The sequence below is a fragment of the Saccharospirillum alexandrii genome (genome assembly GCF_043641555.1).
GTDB classification, from domain to species: Bacteria; Pseudomonadota; Gammaproteobacteria; order Pseudomonadales; family Natronospirillaceae; genus Saccharospirillum; species Saccharospirillum alexandrii_A.
Genome location: NZ_JBHZRJ010000003.1, coordinates 665337 through 685199, shown reverse-complemented (window position 1 = coordinate 685199; position 19863 = coordinate 665337). Strand labels below are relative to the sequence as shown.

Below are 19863 nucleotides of genomic sequence, written 5' to 3'. Positions count from 1 at the left end.
ACTCAGCCTCCGGTTACGGGTGGAAACAGAGCGACTTCGTCGCCGGGTTGAAGCGCTACATTGGACGAGGTCATGTTCTGGTTCACGGCCGTCATCAGCTTACCCTGCAGTGCCGGTTGCCATTGGGGGTGCGCCTTGACCAGCCAGTCGAGCAGTGCATCGAGGTCGGGCACTTCCTCAGCCGGAATGTTGAGGCTGGAGACCCCGAGTTCTTCTCGCAAACGGGCAAAAAACTTTACCTGAATCGGTTCAGACATTATTCACGCTCACCCGCTGTCCAATGGCCAGTTTTTCCACCCTGTTTCTCCAGCACCCGGAGGCCTTCAATGCACATGCCCGGGTCGACCGCCTTGACCATGTCAAACAGCGTGAGGGCGGTGACTGACGCGGCGGTCAGTGCTTCCATCTCGACCCCGGTCTTGCCATCGAGCTTGCACCGGGTTTCGATGCGCACGCGCCCTTGCGCACGCTGCAGTTCAAGCTCAACGCCGATCTTACTCAGCATCAGCGGGTGACACAGGGGAATCAGTTGCGACGTCAGTTTGGCGCCCTGAATACCGGCCACCCGGGCCACCCCGAAAATGTCGCCCTTGTGGTGACCGCCCTGTTCGATCAGGGTCAACGCGGCCTCGTTCATGGTCACAAAGGCTTCGGCTCTGGCTTCACGTTGCGACACCGCCTTGCCGGAGACATCGACCATGTTGGCCTCACCCCGGTCGTTCAGGTGACTGAATTCGCTCATGAGACCACCGCCTTCAACTGACCGACGAAATTACAGGGCTTGTGCGTGGAGTCGAGCTGTTCGCGAATAATGCCTTCCCAGCCGGTTCGGCAGGCACCGGTCGAACCTGGCAAACAGAACACCAGCGTACCGTTGGCGAGCCCGGCCAGAGCCCGGCTCTGTACCGTCGAGGTGCCAATTTCCTGATAGGAAAGCTGCCTGAACAGCTCGCCAAAGCCTTCTATGTGCTTATCGAACAGGGGCGCCACGGCTTCCGGCGTCGAATCACGACCGGTAAAGCCGGTGCCTCCGGTCATCAGTACCACCTGGGCATCGGCCGAGGCGATCCAGCGTGACAGGTGGGCCCGCAGTTGATAGACCTCGTCTTTTTCGATCATCGTTTCAATGACCTTATGCCCGGCCGCAGCAGCAGCGTCTGCCAGATACTGACCGGAAGTATCGTTGTGGGGGCCACGCGTATCGGACACCGTTAACACCACCACGTTCAGGGCTTGCGGCGATGGGGTTGTATCCGGGGTTATCGGCTTAGTCACCGGTCTCTCCTCTGGGCATGCCTGGCTGGCTGCGCTGTACTTCAGGCAGGGCCTGAAACGAAGCCCAGTCTTCAGGCGTATTAAGGTTGAGGCGGTGGTGCTCGGTCAAAGGCTCAGCGAGCCACCGCCCATTAAAATGTGACATCAGGGCACGCAGTGACCTGGGTCCGTCTGGCTGATTCAGCCAGGTGGCCAGCGTTTCCCGAAGCGCTGCTGTGGCCGGCACGGCCAGCGGTAGCGGTGCATTGCTGTAAGCCACGGGGAGCGACCCGGCCTTCATGCATTGCGCCAGCCGGCGCAAGCGGTCCAGCGGTAGCGCGGGCATATCCACCGGTATGACTAGCCAGAATGCGGCTTCAGGGTGGTGCCTCAGTGCGCTGTACAATCCAGCCAGGGGGCCCCGAAAATCGGGCCAGGCATCGGCGATGCCGCCTGGCCCGCTGTGCCAGACCGGCAAGTCGAGTGCGGCCAGTCGCTGGTACTGCCAGTTCAGCAGGGTGGTATCCGCCATCGGCAGCTGCGCCTTGTCGGTACCCATGCGCCGGCTGCGGCCACCGGCCAGAATCAGCACCGCCCCCTGTTCAGTCATGACTGTCCACCGCCGTCAGCCTCCGATGATGCTCAGATTCTGGGTGCCACCGGTTTGGCCGTCGTGCAGCAGGTGACTCGGCGCCTTGTGCCTGAGCAGCGCTGTCAGCTTGTCTTGCAGTTCAGTCGTGGCTACCTGAGGTTGCATCCAGGGGCGAACATCCAGCCCACCGTCTGAAAACAGACAGAGATGCAGCTTTCCCGTTGAAGAAATGCGCAGCCGGTTGCAGCTGGAACAGAAATCCTGGCTGTAAGGCATGATCAGGCCAATACGGCCCTGATAGTCCGGGTGCCAGAATTCTTCGGCCGGCCCGGCATCCCGGCGTCGCTGCACGGCTTGCCAGCCCGCAGCGAGCAACTGCTGTTTCACGGTCTGGCCGCTGATGTGATGCTCGCGAAAGAAGGCCGGGTGGTCGCCAGTCTCCATGACCTCGATAAAACGCAAAGTGACCGGAGTGGTCTTCAGCCAATCCAGAAAGGAAGCCAGTTGATCGGGCAGGCCACGCATCAGCACAGCATTGACCTTGACCGACAAGCCCTCTGCCAGCGCCGCATCCAGCCCACGCAGAATTTCCGGCAGGCGGTTATGTCCGGTTATGGAATGAAATTCGGCTGGGTTCAGGCTATCGATGGAGACGTTCAGCTGGTTTAACCCGGCCTGGCGCCAGCGGGCAATACGTTCGGCCAACCGGTAGCCGTTGGTCGTGAGCGCCACGGTCCGTATACCCGGCGTTTGGGCGGCTGCGCTGATGATCTCCGGCAGATCACGGCGCAAGCCCGGTTCGCCGCCCGTAATACGGACCTTTTCAGTGCCAAGGGCCGCAAAGGCCGTCAGCGTCTGGCGGATTTCGGGCAACGTCAGGAAGGACTGATCAGGTTTGCCCTGATAGCCATCTGGCAGGCAGTAGGTGCAACGAAAGTTGCACACATCGGTTACCGACAGCCGCAGGTAATAAAACCGGCGGCCCATCGCGTCTTCTAACATGCATCACCTTTCCAAGTCGGGAGGCTGACGCGTTTCCGCGGCAACCCTGTTGTTCTTCACCGTAGGTGTCGAACAAGGCCCTGGCGTCATATCACACTTGACGTAGACCACCAGGGCTCGGTGGTTTGAATTTCAGAGTATTGCGCTGTCTGTTCGTCGCCTCCACTCACTGGGTGAGCGTGTTAATCAGGTTGCTGGAATCATACTCAGGCCGCTGCCGGTGTACAATGGCCTTGGTTCTACACATACTTCAGGCCTTCCTCCAGAGCCTGCTCTGGCGTCATTTCCCGGGGTGGCATGTGAAAACGCTGGCGCACTTCATCGCCCTGGCACGATTCCAGGTGCACGTCGAAGCCCCACAGCCGGTGTACGTGCTTGAGCACCTTATCGGCGTCTTTGTCGAGCGGTACGTTATTGTGCCGGGTATGGCGCAGTGTCAGAGAACGGTCACCGCGCAAATTGACATCCACGACCTGGATGTTGGGCTCGCGCATGCTCAGGTTATATTGCTCTGCCAGCATCGCCCGCAGTTTGCGATACCCCTGCTCGTCGTGGATCGCGCTGATCTCGTACTCGCTCTCGTCTTCATCGTCATAGACCGCAAACAGATGCATATCGCGCATGACCTTGGGTGACAGGAATTGCTGAATGAAGCTCTCGTCCTTGAAGTTCTCCATCGCGAAATGCAGTGTATCGAGCCAGTCTTTGCCTGCCAGGTCCGGAAACCATTCCCGGTCTTCATCGGTCGGGTGTTCACAAATGCGTTTGAGATCCCGGTAAATGTTGAAGCCCAGGGTATAGGGGTTCAGCCCGGAATAGTATTTTGAATCATAGGGCGGCTGGTACACCACGGCGGAATGACTGGCCAGAAACTCCATCATGAAGCCTTCGGTGATGTACCCCCGGTTGTACATCTCGTTCATCAGGGTGTAATGCCAAAAGCTGGCCCAGCCCTCGTTCATCACCTGTGTCTGGCGCTGGGGGTAAAAATACTGGGCCAGTTTGCGCACAATACGCACCAGCTCACGTTGCCAGGGTTCCAGCAAGGGGGCGTTCTTTTCAATGAAATACAGGATGTTTTCCTGAGGCTCCGACGGGAAGGTGCGCCGCTCCTGCTGGGTTTCCTTGCCCTCCGATACCGGTATGGTGCGCCACAGCAGGTTCACCTGCTGTTGCTGGTAGGCCTCGCGCTCTTCCTGACGGGAGAGTTCTTCGGCCGCTGAAATCGGGGATGGGCGCTTGTAGCGGTCAACGCCATAGTTCTGCAATGCATGGCAGGAATCCAGTATCCGCTCAACCTCACGCACGCCGTAGCGCTCTTCGCACTGGGTCACGTACTGTTTTGCGAAGACCAGGTAATCGATGATGGCGGTCGCATCTGTCCAGGTTTTGAACAGGTAGTTATTTTTGAAAAACGAATTGTGACCATAGCAGGCATGGGCAATCACCAGTGCCTGCATGGGCATGGTGTTCTCTTCCATCAGATAGGCAATGCACGGGCTGGAATTGATCACAATCTCATAGGCCAGGCCCATAAAGCCGCGCTGATAATTCTGCTGGGTCTGCAGGAACTGCTTGCCATAAGACCAGTGGTGATAGCCCAGTGGCATGCCAATGGATGAATAGGCATCCATCATCTGTTCCGAGCTGATGATCTCGATCTGGTTGGGGTAGGTATCGAGCCGGTATTCCTGGGCTATCTGGCTGATCACCTGATCGTATTCCTGTATCAGCGGGAAGGTCCATTCACTGCCGGTCGATATAGGCTTCTGTGTCATGTGGTTTTCCTCTGAAACAACTGGCGGAAGACCGGATAGATATCGGACGGATCAATAATCTGCTCCATCGCAAATTGTTCCGGAAACGCGGCCTGAACATCTTCATAGGCATGCCAGAGCGCCTGGTGGTCTCGCGGTGTGATTTCGATATAGGAGTAGTATTGCACCAGAGGCATGATCGCCTTGGCCAACAGCTCACGGCACTGGGGCGAATCGTCATTCCAGTTGTCGCCATCGGATGCCTGGGCCGCGTAGATGTTCCAGGCATTGGACGGGTAGCGGTCGTTTATCACCTCGCCCATCATTTTCAACGCACTGGAGACAATGGTGCCGCCGGTTTCACGGGAGTAGAAAAACTCTTCCTCGTCCACTTCCTTGGCACTGGTGTGATGCCTGATAAAGACGACTTCAATTTTCTCGTAATTGCGCCGCAGAAACAGGTACAGCAGCAAAAAGAAGCGTTTGGCCATGTCTTTGGTGTTCTGAGTCATGGAGCCGGAGACGTCCATCAGGCAGAACATGACGGCGGCATTACTGGGCACCGGCACCCGTTCGTTGCGGTTAAAGCGCAGGTCAAAATCATCGATAAAGGGCATTCGGCGGATCTTCTGATCCAGTCGTTCAATTTCCTCCTGCCAGGCCAACAAAGAGTGGCCATCGCGCAAGACCTCCTCTTTCTCCATCTCTTGCTCAACCAGTGCTTTGAGCTCTTTCAGCCGACGCCGGGATTTACCGCTGAGGGCAATACGCCGGGCATGGGCGTTGCGTAATGAGCGAACAATATTTATGCGGTTGGGCACACCCTGGCTGGTAAAACCGGCATGGCGATAGACATGATCGCTCATTTCCTTGAGTTCTTTGCGCACCAGATTGGGCAATTCCAGATCTTCAAACAGGAACTCGAGAAATTCATCCTGGGTAATGTTGAAGGTGAAGTCATCCAACCCTTCCCCGCTGTTGCCTGCCTCTCCACTACCCTGCCCCTGGCCACCGCCGCCGCCCTGTGGCTTGCGAATGCGGTCACCGGAACGGAATTCCTTGTTGCCCGGGTTGATGATGTTGCGCTTGCCGCCCCGGCCATGGCCGAAGACCGGCTCGGAAATGTCTTCCGAGGGAATGGAAATGGATTCGCCGTGTTCCATGTCGGTGATTGAGCGCTTGTTTACCGCTTCGTTCACCGCCTTTTTGATGTGCTTGCGATACCGTTCCAGGAACCGCCGACGATTAACCGCACTCTTGTTCTTTCCATTTAACCGACGGTCAATCACGTAGGAATTCATCATACTGTGACCTCTGTGTGTCGGGCTGACCGGGTTGGCCGGCTGGCGGACCAGGGTGTTGCCTGCTGGCCAGCCGGTTCAATAACGATCAGGACGACTTGCGCACTCTCAAATACCATTCGCTTAGCAGACGTACCTGCTTCTCGGTGTAACCACGGTTGACCATGCGCCGCACAAAATCCTGATGTTTCTTCTCGTCATCGGTCGATGACTTGGCCGAATAGGAAATCACCGGCAGCAGATCTTCGGTGTTCGAGAACATCTTCTTCTCGATGACTGCGCGCAGCTTCTCATAGCTCTGCCAGCTCGGATTGCGACCTTCGTTGTTGGCACGGGCGCGCAACACAAAATTGACGATCTCGTTGCGGAAGTCTTTGGGGTTGGAGATGCCCGCAGGTTTCTCGATCTTTTCCAGTTCTTCGTTCAGCGCCGCCCGGTCCAGAATCTCACCGGTTTCCGGATCGCGGAACTCCTGATCCTGTATCCAGAAATCAGCATAGGTGACGTAGCGGTCAAAAATATTCTGGCCGTACTCGGAATAGCTTTCGAGGTAGGCAGTCTGAATTTCCTTGCCGATAAAATCCACATAGCGTGGCGCCAGGTATTCTTTCAGGTGCGCCAGATAGCGATCGTGCACTTCCTGGGGGAACTGCTGCTGCTCAATCTGATCTTCCAGCACGTAGAGCAGATGCACCGGGTTGGCAGCCACCTCGGTGGCGTCGAAGTTGAATACCTTCGACAGTATCTTGAACGCGAATCGGGTCGAGAGACCGTCCATGCCTTCGTCGACACCGGCGGAATCCTTGTACTCCTGAATGGTTTTGGCCTTGGGGTCGGTGTCTTTCAGGTTTTCGCCGTCGTAGACGCGCATTTTCGAATAAACGTTGGAGTTCTCGGGTTCCTTGAGTCGTGATAGCACTGAGAATTGGGCCAGCATTTTCAGGGTGTCCGGCGCACAGGGTGATTCCGACAGAGAACTGTTTTCGATCAGCTTGCGATAGATATTGATTTCTTCGGTGACCCGGGTGCAATACGGCACCTTAACAATGAACACCCGGTCCAGAAACGCTTCGTTGTTCTTGTTGTTACGAAACGCCTTCCACTCCGATTCGTTACTGTGCGCCAGCACCGTACCCGAGAAGGGAATGGCACTCATGCCTTCTGTGGCGTTGTAGTTGCCTTCCTGGGTGGCGGTGAGCAGCGGGTGCAGCACCTTGATCGGCGCCTTGAACATCTCGACAAATTCCATCAGGCCCTGGTTGGCTTTACACAGGGCGCCAGAGAAGCTGTAGGCGTCCGGGTCGTTCTGGGGGAAATCCTCAAGCATGCGGATATCGACTTTACCAACCAGTGCTGAAATGTCCTGGTTGTTCTCATCACCCGGCTCAGTCTTGGCAACCGCCACCTGATCGGTGATGGATGGAAACAATTTCACCACCCGGAACTGACTGATGTCGCCCCCATACTCATGCAGGCGTTTAACCGCCCAGGGCGACATGATGGACCGCAAATACCGGTTGGGGATGCCGTACCGCTCTTCGAGAATAGCGCCATCTTCATCTGGGTCGAACAGGCTGAGCGGGCTCTCGTACACCGGAGAGCCTTTGATAGCATAGAACGGAACTGTCTCAATCAATTGCTTCAAGCGCTCAGCCAGCGACGATTTGCCCCCGCCCACCGGGCCCAGCAAGTAAAGAATCTGTTTCTTCTCTTCCAGCCCCTGAGCGGCGTGACGGAAATAGGAAACGATCTGCTCGATCGGCTCTTCCATACCGTAGAATTCTTCAAAGGCCGGGTACCGCCGGATGATTTTATTGGAGAAAATGCGGCTCAGCCTCGAGTCTTTGGCGGTATCGATGACCTGAGGCTCGCCAATGGCGGCGAGCATACGCTCGGGTGCCGATGAGTACGCCATCGGGTCCTCTTTGCATAGACTGAGGTACTCCTCGAGGGAATACTCCTCCAGCAACCTGGCTTCGTAACGTGACTGAAAGTGCTTGAAAATATCCATGAACGACCCCCTAAAACGCTATCAATTAGGCTCTTTCCATGAGCGATGTCTATCATGCTTCAGTGTTTATCAATCCACCGGTTTCCTGGCTGCAAAGTACGCGCCAGTGTAAGAAACCAGACAGGTTAAGATGAGGTGCCGGCCACCCGGCGTACTCCGTTTTTTGCAATGAACAGGCGAAGAAAGATGAACCCGGGCTGAATGCATTTCGAGCCGGACGTTTCTGTCTTCTTACGTTCTTAAGGTTAGTCCAGACGCCGTGCAATGGCAGGCAAATAGCGGATTTTTTTGAGAATTTACAGTTGGATAGCAAAGCTGCAGGTGGGCTTTTAACCCGTGCAAGTCAGACTTAAACCGTCGTCTGAAGCTGCCAGTCGACGGGTGTTTGACGGGTGCCACGTAAATAGGCATTTGCCTTCGAAAAGTGCCCGGATCCGAACCAGCCCCGATGTGCAGACAAAGGCGATGGATGTGGAGCCGTCAAAACACAGTGACGCTGACGGTCAATCATTTGACCTTTCTTCTGGGCGTAGCTGCCCCACAACATAAACACCACGTCGTTCCGATTCCGGTTAATGTGATCGATCACCGCATCGGTAACGGCTTCCCAGCCTTTGCCCTGGTGAGCATTGGCCTGGCCCTGCTCAACCGTCAGTACCGCATTCAGCAGCAATACGCCCTGTTGCGTCCAGGGCGTCAGATCACCGCTGTCAGGCGGGCTGAACGGCACATCACTGCCCAGCTCCTTGAAGATATTGCGCAAGCTGGGTGGAAACCGAACCCCGGTTGGGACTGAAAAGCTCAGCCCCTGGGCCTGCCCTGGGCCGTGGTAAGGGTCTTGCCCCAGAATAACGACCTTGACCTGCTCGACCGGGGTGGCATTGAGCGCTCTGAACACAGACTCGGCGGGCGGATACAGCTGTACGCCCTGTGCCGCACGCTGGTTCAGCCATTGCACCAGAGTGCGCTGTTGCGGCTCGGCGAGAATGGGGGCAAGCGCTGCCCGCCAGCCCGGGTCAGTCAGGGCGAGGTCGGGGTCCAGTGTCCAGCCCGATGCTGTTGAATCCGTTTGCAACACCGGGTCAGTCCTGGGCAATGCGGATCAGCGCGCGACGCTGAATCTTGCCGGACAGCATGGCGTCGATACGGGGCCCCAGTTCATCGAGCGTCAGGGTGTCACACATCGAGCTTAGCAGCGGCAGCTTCCACAGACCGGCATACTTGGCCAGCACCCGGGTGCGAGCATCGAGTGGCGCATCGGCACTGGCGACACCCAGCAAGTTCACGCCTCGCAGAATAAACGGGAATATATCGGCGGGAAGCGCCGTGCCACCCACAATGCCACAAGCCGCTACTGACCCGCCAAAACGCAAGCTCTTGAGAATATTGACCAGGGTATGTTCCCCGATAGTATCGATGGCACCGGCGAACTGAGCCGGTCGCAAGGCCTTCGGGTCCGGTTCACTGAGGGCTTCCCGGGGCAGTATGTCGGTTGCACCCAGCTGTCGCAGCCAATCGTGGGCGTCAGTCTTGCCCGTAACGGCGGTCACCTTATAGCCCAGCGTCGAGAGCAAATGCACCGCCAGGCTGCCGACACCGCCCGTTGCGCCAGTAACCAGTATGGGCCCGTCGTCGGCACGGACTCCGGTTTCAATCAGTTTTTCCAGGCAATAGGCCGCCGTTACCCCGGCGGTACCAAGCCGCATGCTGTCAGCCATGCTCAGACCGGTTGGCAGGGTCACCACCCAGTCGGCCGGCACACAGACGTAGTCGGCAAAGCCACCCTGGGTGTTCATGCCCAGATCAAAACCGATGACGGCGACCTGGGTTCCCGGCTGAAACTGACCGGACCGGTCGCGTTCAACGACGCCAGCCGCATCGATGCCGGGCGTATGGGGGTAGTAGCGGCTCACGCCCTTGTGGCCGTTTGCGGACAGCGCATCCTTGTAGTTGAGCGACGACCAGTGCACCCGTATCAGTACATCGTGATCGGGCAGTTCGCTCATTGCCCGGTCTTCAATGGCGCGAGTCACCCCTTCATCGGTGAGATGTATTCGTAATGCTCGATAAGTGGTCATGGTTGCCCCCTGCCTTTCTGCTGTGGATACCGGAACCGAGACGCTCCGGCAAGAATCAGTCTACCCACATACTGGTTGAACGGGTTATACCGCTTTAGTCGCCCTCAAACTCGCATAGAGCACGAACCGTATAACCGGCACGCCTCAGCGTCTGGCTGCCACCGAGGTCGGGCAGATCGACAATGGCGGTGCATTCAACCACCTCGGCCCCCAGCCGCTGTACCAGTGAACAGGCCGCAACCAGAGTGCCACCGGTGGCAATGAGGTCATCGATCACCAGCACACGCTGGCCCGGCTTAAGTGCATCAGCATGGATCTGCAGTACCGCCTGGCCATATTCCAGTTCATAGGCTTCTTCCAGAGTGTCAAACGGCAGTTTGCCCTGCTTGCGTACCGGTACAAAGGCGGTATTAAGCTGGTAGGCCAGTGGCGCACCCAGAATGAAACCACGGGCATCAATACCAACCACGGCATCGATTTTATAGTCGAAATACCGGTGTACGAAGGCATCGATCAGCTGACGAAACACCCGAGCGTCAGACAACAGCGTGGTGATGTCACGAAACTGCACCCCGGGCTTGGGCCAGTCCGGCACGGTGCGAATGTAAGCTTTGGGGTCAAACAACCCGGCCTGGTTTTCGGTGTTCTGTACTGAATTATTTAGCACTGACTATTCCACTTCACATAAAAAACGGGGCCATTGTAGCGGCCCCGTTTTATTTTCGCGATGCTTCTGGCGAGCTCAGCCCGTCAGGCCGCTACAGGAAGACGTACTTCAGCAAGGCAGCACCGGCAATGATGTAAACGCTGATGTTCACGTCTTTTGCCTTGCCGGCGAATACTTTGACCACCGCATAGGTGATGAAACCGGCCGCGATGCCTTCTGCAATGGAATAAGTCAGCGGCATCATGACGGCTGTTACCACGACCGGAGCGGCTTCGGTCAGGTCTTTCCAGTCAACGCTGGAAATCGATGAAATCATCAGCACCGCTACGAACAGCAGGGCCGACGCCGTCGCGTAGGATGGGATCATCTGGGCCAGGGGCGAGAAAAACAGCGCCAGCAGGAACAGTACAGACACGGTCAGTGCAGTCAGGCCAGAACGACCACCGGCAGCGATGCCGGCACCACTCTCAATGTAACTGGTGGTGGTCGAGGTACCCAGCAATGAACCCGCAACAGACGCTGTACTGTCAGCCATCAGTGCCTTGCCCAGGCGCGGCAGCTTGCCGTCTTTGTCGAGCAGATTGCCTTCTTTGGCAACGGCCACCAGCGTGCCCGAGGTATCGAACACATCCACAAACAGGAACGCCAGAATGACGGCGATCAGGCTCAGTTCCAGGGCGCCGAGAATATCCAGCTGGAAGAAGGTGGCGCTGAGGCCCGTCGGCATCGATACCAGGCCGTTGTATTCAACCAGACCGAAAAAGAAGCCGGCAACCGTGGTGGCCAGAATGCCTATGATGACGCTGCCGGTAACGCCCCGGTGGTGCAAAGCTGTGATCAGTGCGAAACCCAGAAACGCGAGAATCACCTGCGGTGAGCTCAGATCGCCCGGGCCAACCAGGGTGGCATCGTTATTGACCACCACGCCCGCACCCTGCAAGCCAATAATGGCCAGGAACAAACCAATACCAACCGCAATGCCGGTTTTCATCGATCCGGGAATGGCGTTGATGATCCACTCCCGTACTTTAAAGGCACTGAGCAGCACGAACAGGATACCGGACCAGAACACACAGCCCAGTGCCACTTCCCAGCTAACGCCCATGCCCATCACAACACCAAAGGTGAAGAAGGCGTTGAGACCCATACCCGGCGCCAGTGCCACGGGGTAATTGGCCAGTAAACCCATAATGCCGGTGCCCAGGGCAGCGGCGATACAGGTGGCTACAAACACAGCGTCGAAAGGCATGCCCGTTGCCGACAGGATACCCGGGTTCACGGCGATGATGTACGCCATGGTCAGGAAAGTAGAAATACCCGCAAGCACTTCGGTGCGAACATCGGTTCCGAGTTCTTTCAGCTTGAAGAATTGTTCCAGCATGATGATTCCTATTATAGGCAACCCAAAGGGGCGTCTCTGCGAACGCAGCCAGATGGTCAGTCGCCTTGTTTTTATGGTTTTCCGTAACAGCTGTGTTTTTGTGTTACAGCTGTGGTGTTTTGTAACAGCGGCGATTTTCGCAGACTTTACATGCGCAAGCACCTCTGGACCGTTCGGTCAGAATTTAAGTTAGCAGAAGCCGTGCCAGAAAGGAGGATTATTTGATAACTCAAGTTTCGGAGTTCGCGGTTGGCTAAGTGGCACTGGTCCGCGCCGGCTACCGGGGGTGCCCCTGTGGGGTCGGCGTAGATCCATCCATGGAGCCTAGACCGCAGCATCCCTGCTGCGGACTACCCCACAGGGGCACCCCCGGCAGCCGCCGCTTGTCGCCTCAGCGAACACCGAAACTTGAGTAATAAAAAAGGAATACACCCAGCCTGCGACTGGCAGGCTGAGGGTATTAGACGTCTCAGGGATGCAGTTTCAGGGTTGCCAGGGTGCGCTGACGCACCTCGGCCAGCAAATCGGCATCATCGGTCAGTGACTTGCCGTAAGAAGGCACCATGCTTTTCATCTTTTGCTGCCAGTCGGCGTTATTCATGCGTTCAGCAAAGCAGGTTTCAATGATGTTGATCATGGTCTGCGCCGCTGTGGATGCCCCCGGAGAAGCCCCCAGCAGAGCCGCCAGGCTACCATCGGCGGTTGAGATCACTTCCGTGCCGAACTCCAGCTTACCGCCCAGCTCAGGGTCTTTCTTGATGATCTGGACGCGCTGGCCGGCGATGGCCAGTTCCCAGTCTTCGTCGCGCGCATTGGGGTAGAACTTGCGCAAGGCATCGACCCGGGATTTGTGCGATTGCATCACTTCACTGATCAGGTAGCGGGTTAGGTCCATATTGCCCAGGCCCGCAATCAGCATAGGTTTCAGGTTGTTAGGCCGGACTGATTTGATCAGATCAAAAAAGGAGCCCTGTTTCAGAAACTTGGTGGTGAACCCGGCGAATGGGCCGAACAACAGCGCTTCTTTGCCATCGATAATACGGGTATCCAGGTGTGGAACGGACATTGGCGGCGCACCCAGAGGCGCTTTGCCGTATACCTTGGCGTGGTGTTGCTTAACGATCTCGGGCTTGCGGCATACCAGCCACTGCCCACTGACCGGAAAACCGCCATAGCCGTGGCCTTCCGGCACACCCGATTTCTGCAGCAGGGGCAAGGCACCGCCACCGGCACCCAAAAACACAAAGCGGGCATCCACGGCCTGAATCGAGCCGGTTTTGGTGTCTTTCAGGGTAATGGCCCAGCGACCATTGTCTTTCTGGTTCAGGTCGACCACTTCGTGCGACAGCTTCAATTCGAAGCCTTCCTGTTGCTCCAGATCGCTCACCAAATGCCGGGTCAGTGCCCCAAAATCGACATCAGAACCATAGCGAACGCGGGTTCCTGCCACTTTTTGGTGCGGATCGCGATCTTGCATAATCAGCGGCATCCACTGGCGCAACACCTCAGGGTCGTCGGTAAATTCCATGTCTTTGAACAGGTGGTGGTCTTTCAGCGTTTCATAGCGCTTTTTCAGGAAGGCAACGTTGTCGTCACCCCAGACAAAGCTTTTGTGCGGCGCGGTGTTAATAAACCGGGCCGGTTCCGGCAAGGCGCCCTGCTCCACCAGGTAAGACCAGAACTGAAGACTCACTTCAAAGGCAGAATTGATGTTGAACGCCTTGGAGGTGTCGATGCTGCCATCGGCCTTCACCGGCGTGTAATTAAGCTCGCAATAGGCGGCATGACCCGTGCCCGCATTATTCCAGCCATCACTGCTTTCCTGAGCGACGCTGTTTTGCTTTTCCAGCATCAGGATATCGAAGCCGGGATCCAGCTGTTTCAACATCATTCCCAGGGTAGCGCTCATAGCGCCGGCACCAACTAACACAACGTCTGTAGTGATTGCAGTCATTAGGATATTCGCCCGCTGAAAAGTAAGCATTGGAAAGCCGTTTGCGACACTTTTACGATGTGCGGCACCCCCGCGAACATCGGTTTGTACAAGCGTCAGTCAGAAACAAACCACTTCCTGAAACCGTGGAAGCCCACCATGGCGACGGATTAAAGCGAGTGTATGCTAACCCGCAGCGCCAACAGTTAAGCCAACCGCAGCGAATTATACGGATTTTGTAACAAATGTCTTGAACAAAGCGCCAAACAAAGATCATCCATTTGGCGTATAGACGTTACGGGGGTTGGCGTTCCGTGGTTTACCGGGGTAAACGGCTGACGTTTACCCCCCATAAAAAAAGCCGGGTTGCCCCGGCTTTCAGATCAGCGCTGGTCGACTCAGTCGTGGGCAATGTCCAGCGTCAGATTCTGATAGGACACCTGCTCGCCCTTCTGCACTGCCACCGTGTCGGCACCGGCAGAGATTGTCAGGGTGTATTGCGGATCATCCTCATAGGAGGTCCCCGTCGCACCGGTTTCACCCGCGATCAGGGTATTGCGTACCCAGGTACGATAATGATCTTCGTATAGAACATCGTCATCGGTTGCATCGATGGCCGGGGCCTGATCAAGCGTCAGTGCCGTCGCGCCATCCGCAAACTGGATGTCGTAGGTTTCCGTTTCCGGATACCAGGTGAAAGTATCACCTTCGGTCAGGTAGTGCGTGACCACGCCGCTGGCTTCGAAAGGCGCATCGACCGTGGTGACCAGCTCGGCTGCGTCCACTATGTATACGCCACCAGCACCGGATACGCCCATAACGACTTCCCGCGAACCGTCTTCTTCGTGCTCGACAACCGACAGCGCGGTGGTTTCATCCACCCCAAAACCAAAGCGCACTCCAGCTTGCTCGACCAGACGAATCAGACGCGTCTCGCGTGCACGCTCAGAGAAGTGGGTATCAGTCACACCCCAGGGAAAGGTGCCTATGCCACCGGTGATTTCGTGGTTGCCGGCATCGTACCCGTTCACCAGCGCATCGTGTGCCGACCCGGCGGTAATCATCGGGTTGGTTTGTGCGGCAGCACTCAGCTTCCCGCCACTTTGCACCGCAGCACCGGCCGAGGTTCCGCCGATGACCAGTTCACCATCTTGCTGACGCTCAAGTATTTGCTCCAGTTCGGTACTGTTCTGACGAACCTCACCATCAAAAGTAACCAGCGCATCGAAGGTACGCACCTGATCACCGCCGTTGATAAAGAGGCCGTCCGCTGAGGCTATGACGTCCTGAATACCTTGTTCGCAGGCCGTGATATGAGCGTCAAAGTAGTCGGGATAGAGCAGATCCAGATGGGCGGCTGACGCATAATCGCTGTGGTAAGCCCCTAACCAGTCACACTGGCCTTCATCGTGAGCCCGGCGATAAGCGCGATCCAGTGGCAGCCACTGGGCGTCAGCACCGGCCTGCTCGAACAGACCCACATAGTAATCGGCCGCTGCATAACTGTTGGCCGATGACGACGTCATCACCAATACGGTTGGCATATCTTTGCCACTGGCAGCTCGCGCCTGTTCAACAAAAGCCTCGTAGATACCCACGGCGTCGGCATCGGTCGAATCCGGCAGGCCAACGAACTCCACCGCACGCTCGTAGTCAGTCAAGTCGTCGATCAGCAACTCGAGAATCTTGTAACGCACAACACCGGGCATGTCGTTCCACAGATCCAGTCCGTTTTCATAGCCATCGCGCAGTACAACATCTGTAAATGCCTCACCAAAAACAGCGCGGCTATTTCCTTCACCGGTATTGTTGCTGTAGTCCACCGAGGCTTCACCAGAGTCGTCCAGCATCGCTTGTAGAATCAAAACAACCTGGTCCCGATGCTCGCTGTTGTCCCAGTCAGTCTGAGCATCGATGGCATCGATGAGTGCCTGTTCAAGCAGGAAATTGCTGGCATCCAGCGTATCGATTAACCGGAAGAAATCACCGTCGTTATCATCGTCAACCAGATAACTCAGGTCTGAATTATACAGAGCATCGCCATCGGCGATGAGTGTGCCGCCGGCATCGATGTCTTTCAGCGCCAGCAGCAATTCATCCTGCTTGCGAGTCTCGACACTGATCAGATCAGCGACCACGGCTTTAATAACGCCCTGCTCGTCAGATAGAACGTCAGCGGCCAGAGCATCCACCATGGCATTGACCGCCGCCGACTTGGCTGCAGTCACGGTGTAATTCAAACGCTGGTCCGCCTTTTTTAAGCCCTCAAAGGTTGCGTATTGGGCCGACGAACTGTCGAACCAGATGCTGTCGCCATCGACACCCTCGGGCAACCCTGGCACTTCTGTAGCGGTGATGCTAATAAAGTCGGCTCTGAAATCCTGCCAGTCAGCGTACTCGGGCATGGCGCCAAGTTCTTGCTGTAAATAATTAAGAATTAGCTCAACACCGGTTTTAAAATCCGGATCGGTTTCCCAAGACGGATCAGCCACCAGAGCATCAATTTTAACCTGGCTCAGCTCAACCGGCTCAGTCAGAGCAACGGCAACATTCGCTTCGGGATCGCCATTTTCTGCCCAGTAGGCATCCCAGTCTTCACAATATCCGGGCTGTACGCTCGAGCAAACACTGGCAGCACCGCCAACCAGTTGCGAACGCATGGAAAGCGACGATTCAGACCCGGTATCGGTTGAGGGCTTGTCGTTCGAACTGGAGTTACAGCCTGCCAGTACAGCAGCGGCGGCCAGCGTCAGTGCCAGCGAAATAGGCGTGTTATTCGACTTCATAGATTCACCTGTCCACGACGAACCGCGCGAGTTCATCACGTAAAAATTTGAGAATTGATCAGATTGGGCCATGACGTTTCAAACAGTCAGAACGTTGTATCAGGCAGGCACACACGGCGGTAACAGCAACCGGATTGTGGCTCACTAACGATCAGACTTTATATTGAAACAGAGACCAGGAACGACTCAAAGGACAGGCAGTGGCTACTCGTCGAACCACTCGCTGAGGTAATACGCTTTGCAGGGGAAGGCCCGATAATGGCCTCTTACATTGGTCATCATAATGGTTCACGGCAGCCGGGTCGGTTGCCTTTACCCTCGTGTTGATGGCATTTATTGTTATCTTCAAACGTGAACACTGTACAGGCTGGCTGCTTTGCGTTCCGTTTTGCTGGTTGCCTTCGCATGATTTTAATCTGCGTAATCAGCACTTCCAATGTAGGTGTATTCGGGGGGCGTTGACAAGTATCTTTGCTCGGAAATCGCTAAAAATTAAACCCAGGTCGCATTCCTGTAATTCTAACCGGGTTTGATTTAGTCAGTGGGCCATTGTTTATCGACACGGGGTGAAACCCGCGTCAACAATTCATAGCCGACGGTACCGATGTGTGAGGCAACTTCATCAACACTCAGGTGCTCACCCCAGAGTTCAGCCGAGTCTCCGAGTTGGACCTGGGGAGCATCGGTCACATCAACAGTTAACATATCCATCGATACCTTACCCACCAGAGGTACGCGTTGCCCGCTCAGCCAAACCGGCGTGTTATCGGGAGCGTGACGCGGGTAGCCATCGCCATAGCCGATGGCCAGGGTGGCGATTCGACTCTCCCGTTTGGCTTGCCAGCGGGCACCATACCCCACCCACTCACCGGCAGGAACCGTGCGCAGTGCAATGACCGGCGCCGTTAACCTCATGGCGGGTTTCAGCCCCAGCGCCAACCCGGTTTTTCCGAACCCGGGCGAGGCGCCATACAACATGATGCCGGGTCGAACCCAATCGGCATGGCTTTCTGGCCAGGCCATGACGCCAGCCGAATTGGCCAGACACAGATGCGTGCCCGGCAGTGCTCTGGCCAATTCATTAAAGCGGGCAATTTGCATTGCGGTATAGGGGGCTTCGGGCTCATCGGCACTGGAAAAATGCGTCATCAGATTGACCGGCTGCATGGGACGAATGGCCTGAATCCGTTTCACGAACTCAGGCACTTGCGCGGGAGCCACGCCCAACCGGTGCATGCCGGTATCAACCTTCAACCAAATGCGCTGTTTCCCGAGCCGGTCTGCCATGGCTTCAAGGTAGGATAGTTGCTCGGTCTGGTGAACGACGGTATCGCAGCCAAGACGCACTGCATCCAGCGCCTGCAGTGGCCCGAGCGTGCCCTCCAGCAAGAGGATGGGCGAATCGATGCCCGCATCCCGCAAAGCTTGCGCCTCTGCCAATGTTGCGACGGCAAAGCCATCGGCCTGATGCAGCGCCTGAGCCACCTGAACCGCACCGTGGCCATAGCCATCGGCTTTGACCACCGCCCAGATCCGTACTCCGGGCGCCAGAGTTCGAACCCGCTGCAGGTTGTACTGCAACGCCGAAGGGTCCATGTACGCGCAAGTGCCCCGGCTCATTCGTCTTGCCAGCTGCCGTATTGTTCCGGCGCCAGGTTTTCAAATCGGCTGTATTGCCCCAAAAACGCCACCCGACAGGTACCGATAGGGCCATTACGCTGCTTGCCGATGATCAGCTCGGCAATGCCTTTGTCACTGGAATCTTCGTTATAAACTTCATCCCGGTAAATGAACATGATGATGTCGGCGTCCTGCTCGATCGCACCGGATTCCCGCAGATCCGAATTAACCGGCCGCTTGTTGGGTCGCTGCTCGAGACTCCGGTTCAACTGCGACAGGGCGACCATGGGACAATTGAATTCCTTCGCCAGCGCCTTCAGCGACCGCGAAATCTCGGAGATTTCACCGGTACGGCCCTCGGTAAAGCCCTTGATCTTCATCAGCTGCAAATAGTCGATCATGATCAAACCAATGTCGCCATGCTCCCGAACCAGGCGCCGCAAACGGCTGCGCATTTCATTCGGGCTGATGCCGGGTGTATCATCAATAAACAACTTGCGGTCTTTAAGCAGGTTGACCGCCTTGGTGAGCTTGGGAAAATCGTCTTCATGCAGCTTACCGGTTTTTACCCGCCCCATATCGATGCGCCCCAGTGAGGCGATGGACCGGGTGATAATCTGGTCTGCGGGCATTTCCAGGCTGAACACGACAACGGGTTTTTCCTGATTCAGCGTCGCCTCTTCCACCAGGTTCATGGCCAGGGTCGTTTTACCCATGGAAGGCCGCGCGGCAAGAATCATCAGGTCACCGGCTTGCATGCCGGTGGTCATCTTGTCGAGATCGGTAAAACCTGTAGACACCCCGGTAATCTCACTGTCGGAGTGAAACAGTTCATCAATGCGCTGAATGGCCCGGTCGACCAGTGGGTTGACGTGCACCAGCCCGCCATCCTGATCGGCCCGTTCCTCAGCAATTTGAAACACCTGACGTTCGGCGTCATCCAGAATGGATTCGGCATCCATCCCACGCGGGTCATAGGCTTTGCTGGCTATGTCATTGGCAACGGCAATCAGCCGCCGCAACACCGACCGTTCCTGCACGATCTTGGCGTAGGCAACCAGGTTACCGATCGACGGCGTGTTTTCAGCCAGATCGTTCAGGTATTCCATACCGCCAACGGCATCGAGCTGTTTCTCGTTGTCGAGTGCTTCACCCAGGGTAATCACATCGAGCGGCTGAGTCTGCTCGGCCAGCCGAATCATCATCCGGTACACCTGGCGGTGCTCGTTACGGTAGAAATCGTCGGGCAGTAGGATCTCGGCGACGTTATCCCACTGGCTGTTGTCTACCATCAGCGCACCCAGCACCGACTGCTCCGCCTCCAGCGAGTGCGGCGGCACCTTGAGCCCGGCCAACTCGTCGTTGTGGGAAAACAGATCGTCTTCGAGGGTGTCGGTCATAGGGCGTTACTCATCGGGATCTTCAGCACAGAGAACAGAGCCAGCTATGGTATCGGTTTGAGCTGCTAATTGGGAGGGGCG

Annotated in this window: 16 protein-coding genes and 1 riboswitch; all 16 genes read right to left on the bottom strand. The window is 56.5% G+C overall.

Translation table 11 applies throughout. From position 1 onward, the window contains the following. Positions 1-2: 2 nt before the first annotated feature. The 16 genes from ACHUE7_RS13345 to dnaB all read right to left on the bottom strand — a co-directional run bounded on the left by ACHUE7_RS13345 (position 3) and on the right by dnaB (position 19782). A complete protein-coding gene (locus ACHUE7_RS13345) occupies positions 3-257 on the bottom strand; it encodes a MoaD/ThiS family protein (RefSeq protein ID WP_394170408.1) in 255 nt (84 codons plus the stop codon). Further along, the gene (gene moaC / locus ACHUE7_RS13340) at positions 257-742 is read right to left on the bottom strand and encodes a cyclic pyranopterin monophosphate synthase MoaC (RefSeq protein WP_394170407.1); all 486 of its coding nucleotides are present in this window, start codon (positions 740-742) and stop codon (positions 257-259) included. The genes ACHUE7_RS13345 and moaC overlap by 1 nt, the downstream gene beginning before the upstream one ends. Next, complete coding sequence (gene moaB, locus ACHUE7_RS13335) at positions 739-1275, bottom strand: molybdenum cofactor biosynthesis protein B (RefSeq protein WP_463558923.1); 537 nt, start codon at positions 1273-1275, stop codon at positions 739-741. Before moaB ends, moaC begins: the two co-directional genes overlap by 4 nt. Then, the gene (mobA, locus tag ACHUE7_RS13330) at positions 1268-1864 is read right to left on the bottom strand and encodes a molybdenum cofactor guanylyltransferase (RefSeq protein WP_394170405.1); all 597 of its coding nucleotides are present in this window, start codon (positions 1862-1864) and stop codon (positions 1268-1270) included. Before mobA ends, moaB begins: the two co-directional genes overlap by 8 nt. Before the next feature lie 15 nt (positions 1865-1879). Further along, on the bottom strand, positions 1880-2848 hold the full coding sequence (gene moaA / locus ACHUE7_RS13325; protein WP_394170404.1) for a GTP 3',8-cyclase MoaA: 969 nt from the start codon (positions 2846-2848) through the stop codon (positions 1880-1882). Beyond that, positions 2837-2983: riboswitch (molybdenum cofactor riboswitch) on the bottom strand. (Overlaps the previous gene by 12 nt.) Positions 2984-3087: 104 nt before the next feature. Further along, on the bottom strand, positions 3088-4626 hold the full coding sequence (locus ACHUE7_RS13320; protein WP_394170403.1) for a SpoVR family protein: 1539 nt from the start codon (positions 4624-4626) through the stop codon (positions 3088-3090). Beyond that, positions 4623-5909, bottom strand: coding sequence for a YeaH/YhbH family protein (locus tag ACHUE7_RS13315; RefSeq protein WP_394170402.1), 1287 nt, complete (start codon positions 5907-5909; stop codon positions 4623-4625). The genes ACHUE7_RS13320 and ACHUE7_RS13315 overlap by 4 nt, the downstream gene beginning before the upstream one ends. Before the next feature lie 85 nt (positions 5910-5994). Beyond that, positions 5995-7917 (bottom strand): PrkA family serine protein kinase, encoded by a 1923-nt coding sequence (locus ACHUE7_RS13310; RefSeq protein ID WP_394170401.1) that lies wholly within the window; start codon positions 7915-7917, stop codon positions 5995-5997. Positions 7918-8266: 349 nt separating this feature from the next. After that, positions 8267-8995, bottom strand: coding sequence for a uracil-DNA glycosylase (gene ung, locus ACHUE7_RS13305; protein WP_394170400.1), 729 nt, complete (start codon positions 8993-8995; stop codon positions 8267-8269). 4 nt (positions 8996-8999) lie between these two features. After that, on the bottom strand, positions 9000-9995 hold the full coding sequence (locus ACHUE7_RS13300; protein WP_394170399.1) for a YhdH/YhfP family quinone oxidoreductase: 996 nt from the start codon (positions 9993-9995) through the stop codon (positions 9000-9002). Between the two features lie 94 nt (positions 9996-10089). Next, complete coding sequence (locus ACHUE7_RS13295) at positions 10090-10662, bottom strand: adenine phosphoribosyltransferase (protein WP_394170398.1); 573 nt, start codon at positions 10660-10662, stop codon at positions 10090-10092. Positions 10663-10753: 91 nt separating this feature from the next. Beyond that, entirely contained in the window at positions 10754-12049 is a 1296-nt protein-coding gene (locus ACHUE7_RS13290) for an NCS2 family permease (RefSeq protein ID WP_394170597.1), read from the bottom strand. A gap of 463 nt (positions 12050-12512) precedes the next feature. Continuing rightward, positions 12513-13997, bottom strand: coding sequence for a malate dehydrogenase (quinone) (mqo, locus tag ACHUE7_RS13285; protein WP_394170397.1), 1485 nt, complete (start codon positions 13995-13997; stop codon positions 12513-12515). Between the two features lie 377 nt (positions 13998-14374). After that, positions 14375-16762, bottom strand: a complete 2388-nt coding sequence (locus tag ACHUE7_RS13280) for a cyanophycinase (protein WP_394170396.1) — start codon at positions 16760-16762, stop codon at positions 14375-14377. Between the two features lie 534 nt (positions 16763-17296). Next, positions 17297-18382 (bottom strand): alanine racemase, encoded by a 1086-nt coding sequence (gene alr, locus ACHUE7_RS13275; RefSeq protein ID WP_394170395.1) that lies wholly within the window; start codon positions 18380-18382, stop codon positions 17297-17299. After that, positions 18379-19782 (bottom strand): replicative DNA helicase, encoded by a 1404-nt coding sequence (dnaB, locus tag ACHUE7_RS13270; protein WP_394170394.1) that lies wholly within the window; start codon positions 19780-19782, stop codon positions 18379-18381. Before dnaB ends, alr begins: the two co-directional genes overlap by 4 nt. Between the last annotated feature and the right edge of the window lie 81 nt (positions 19783-19863).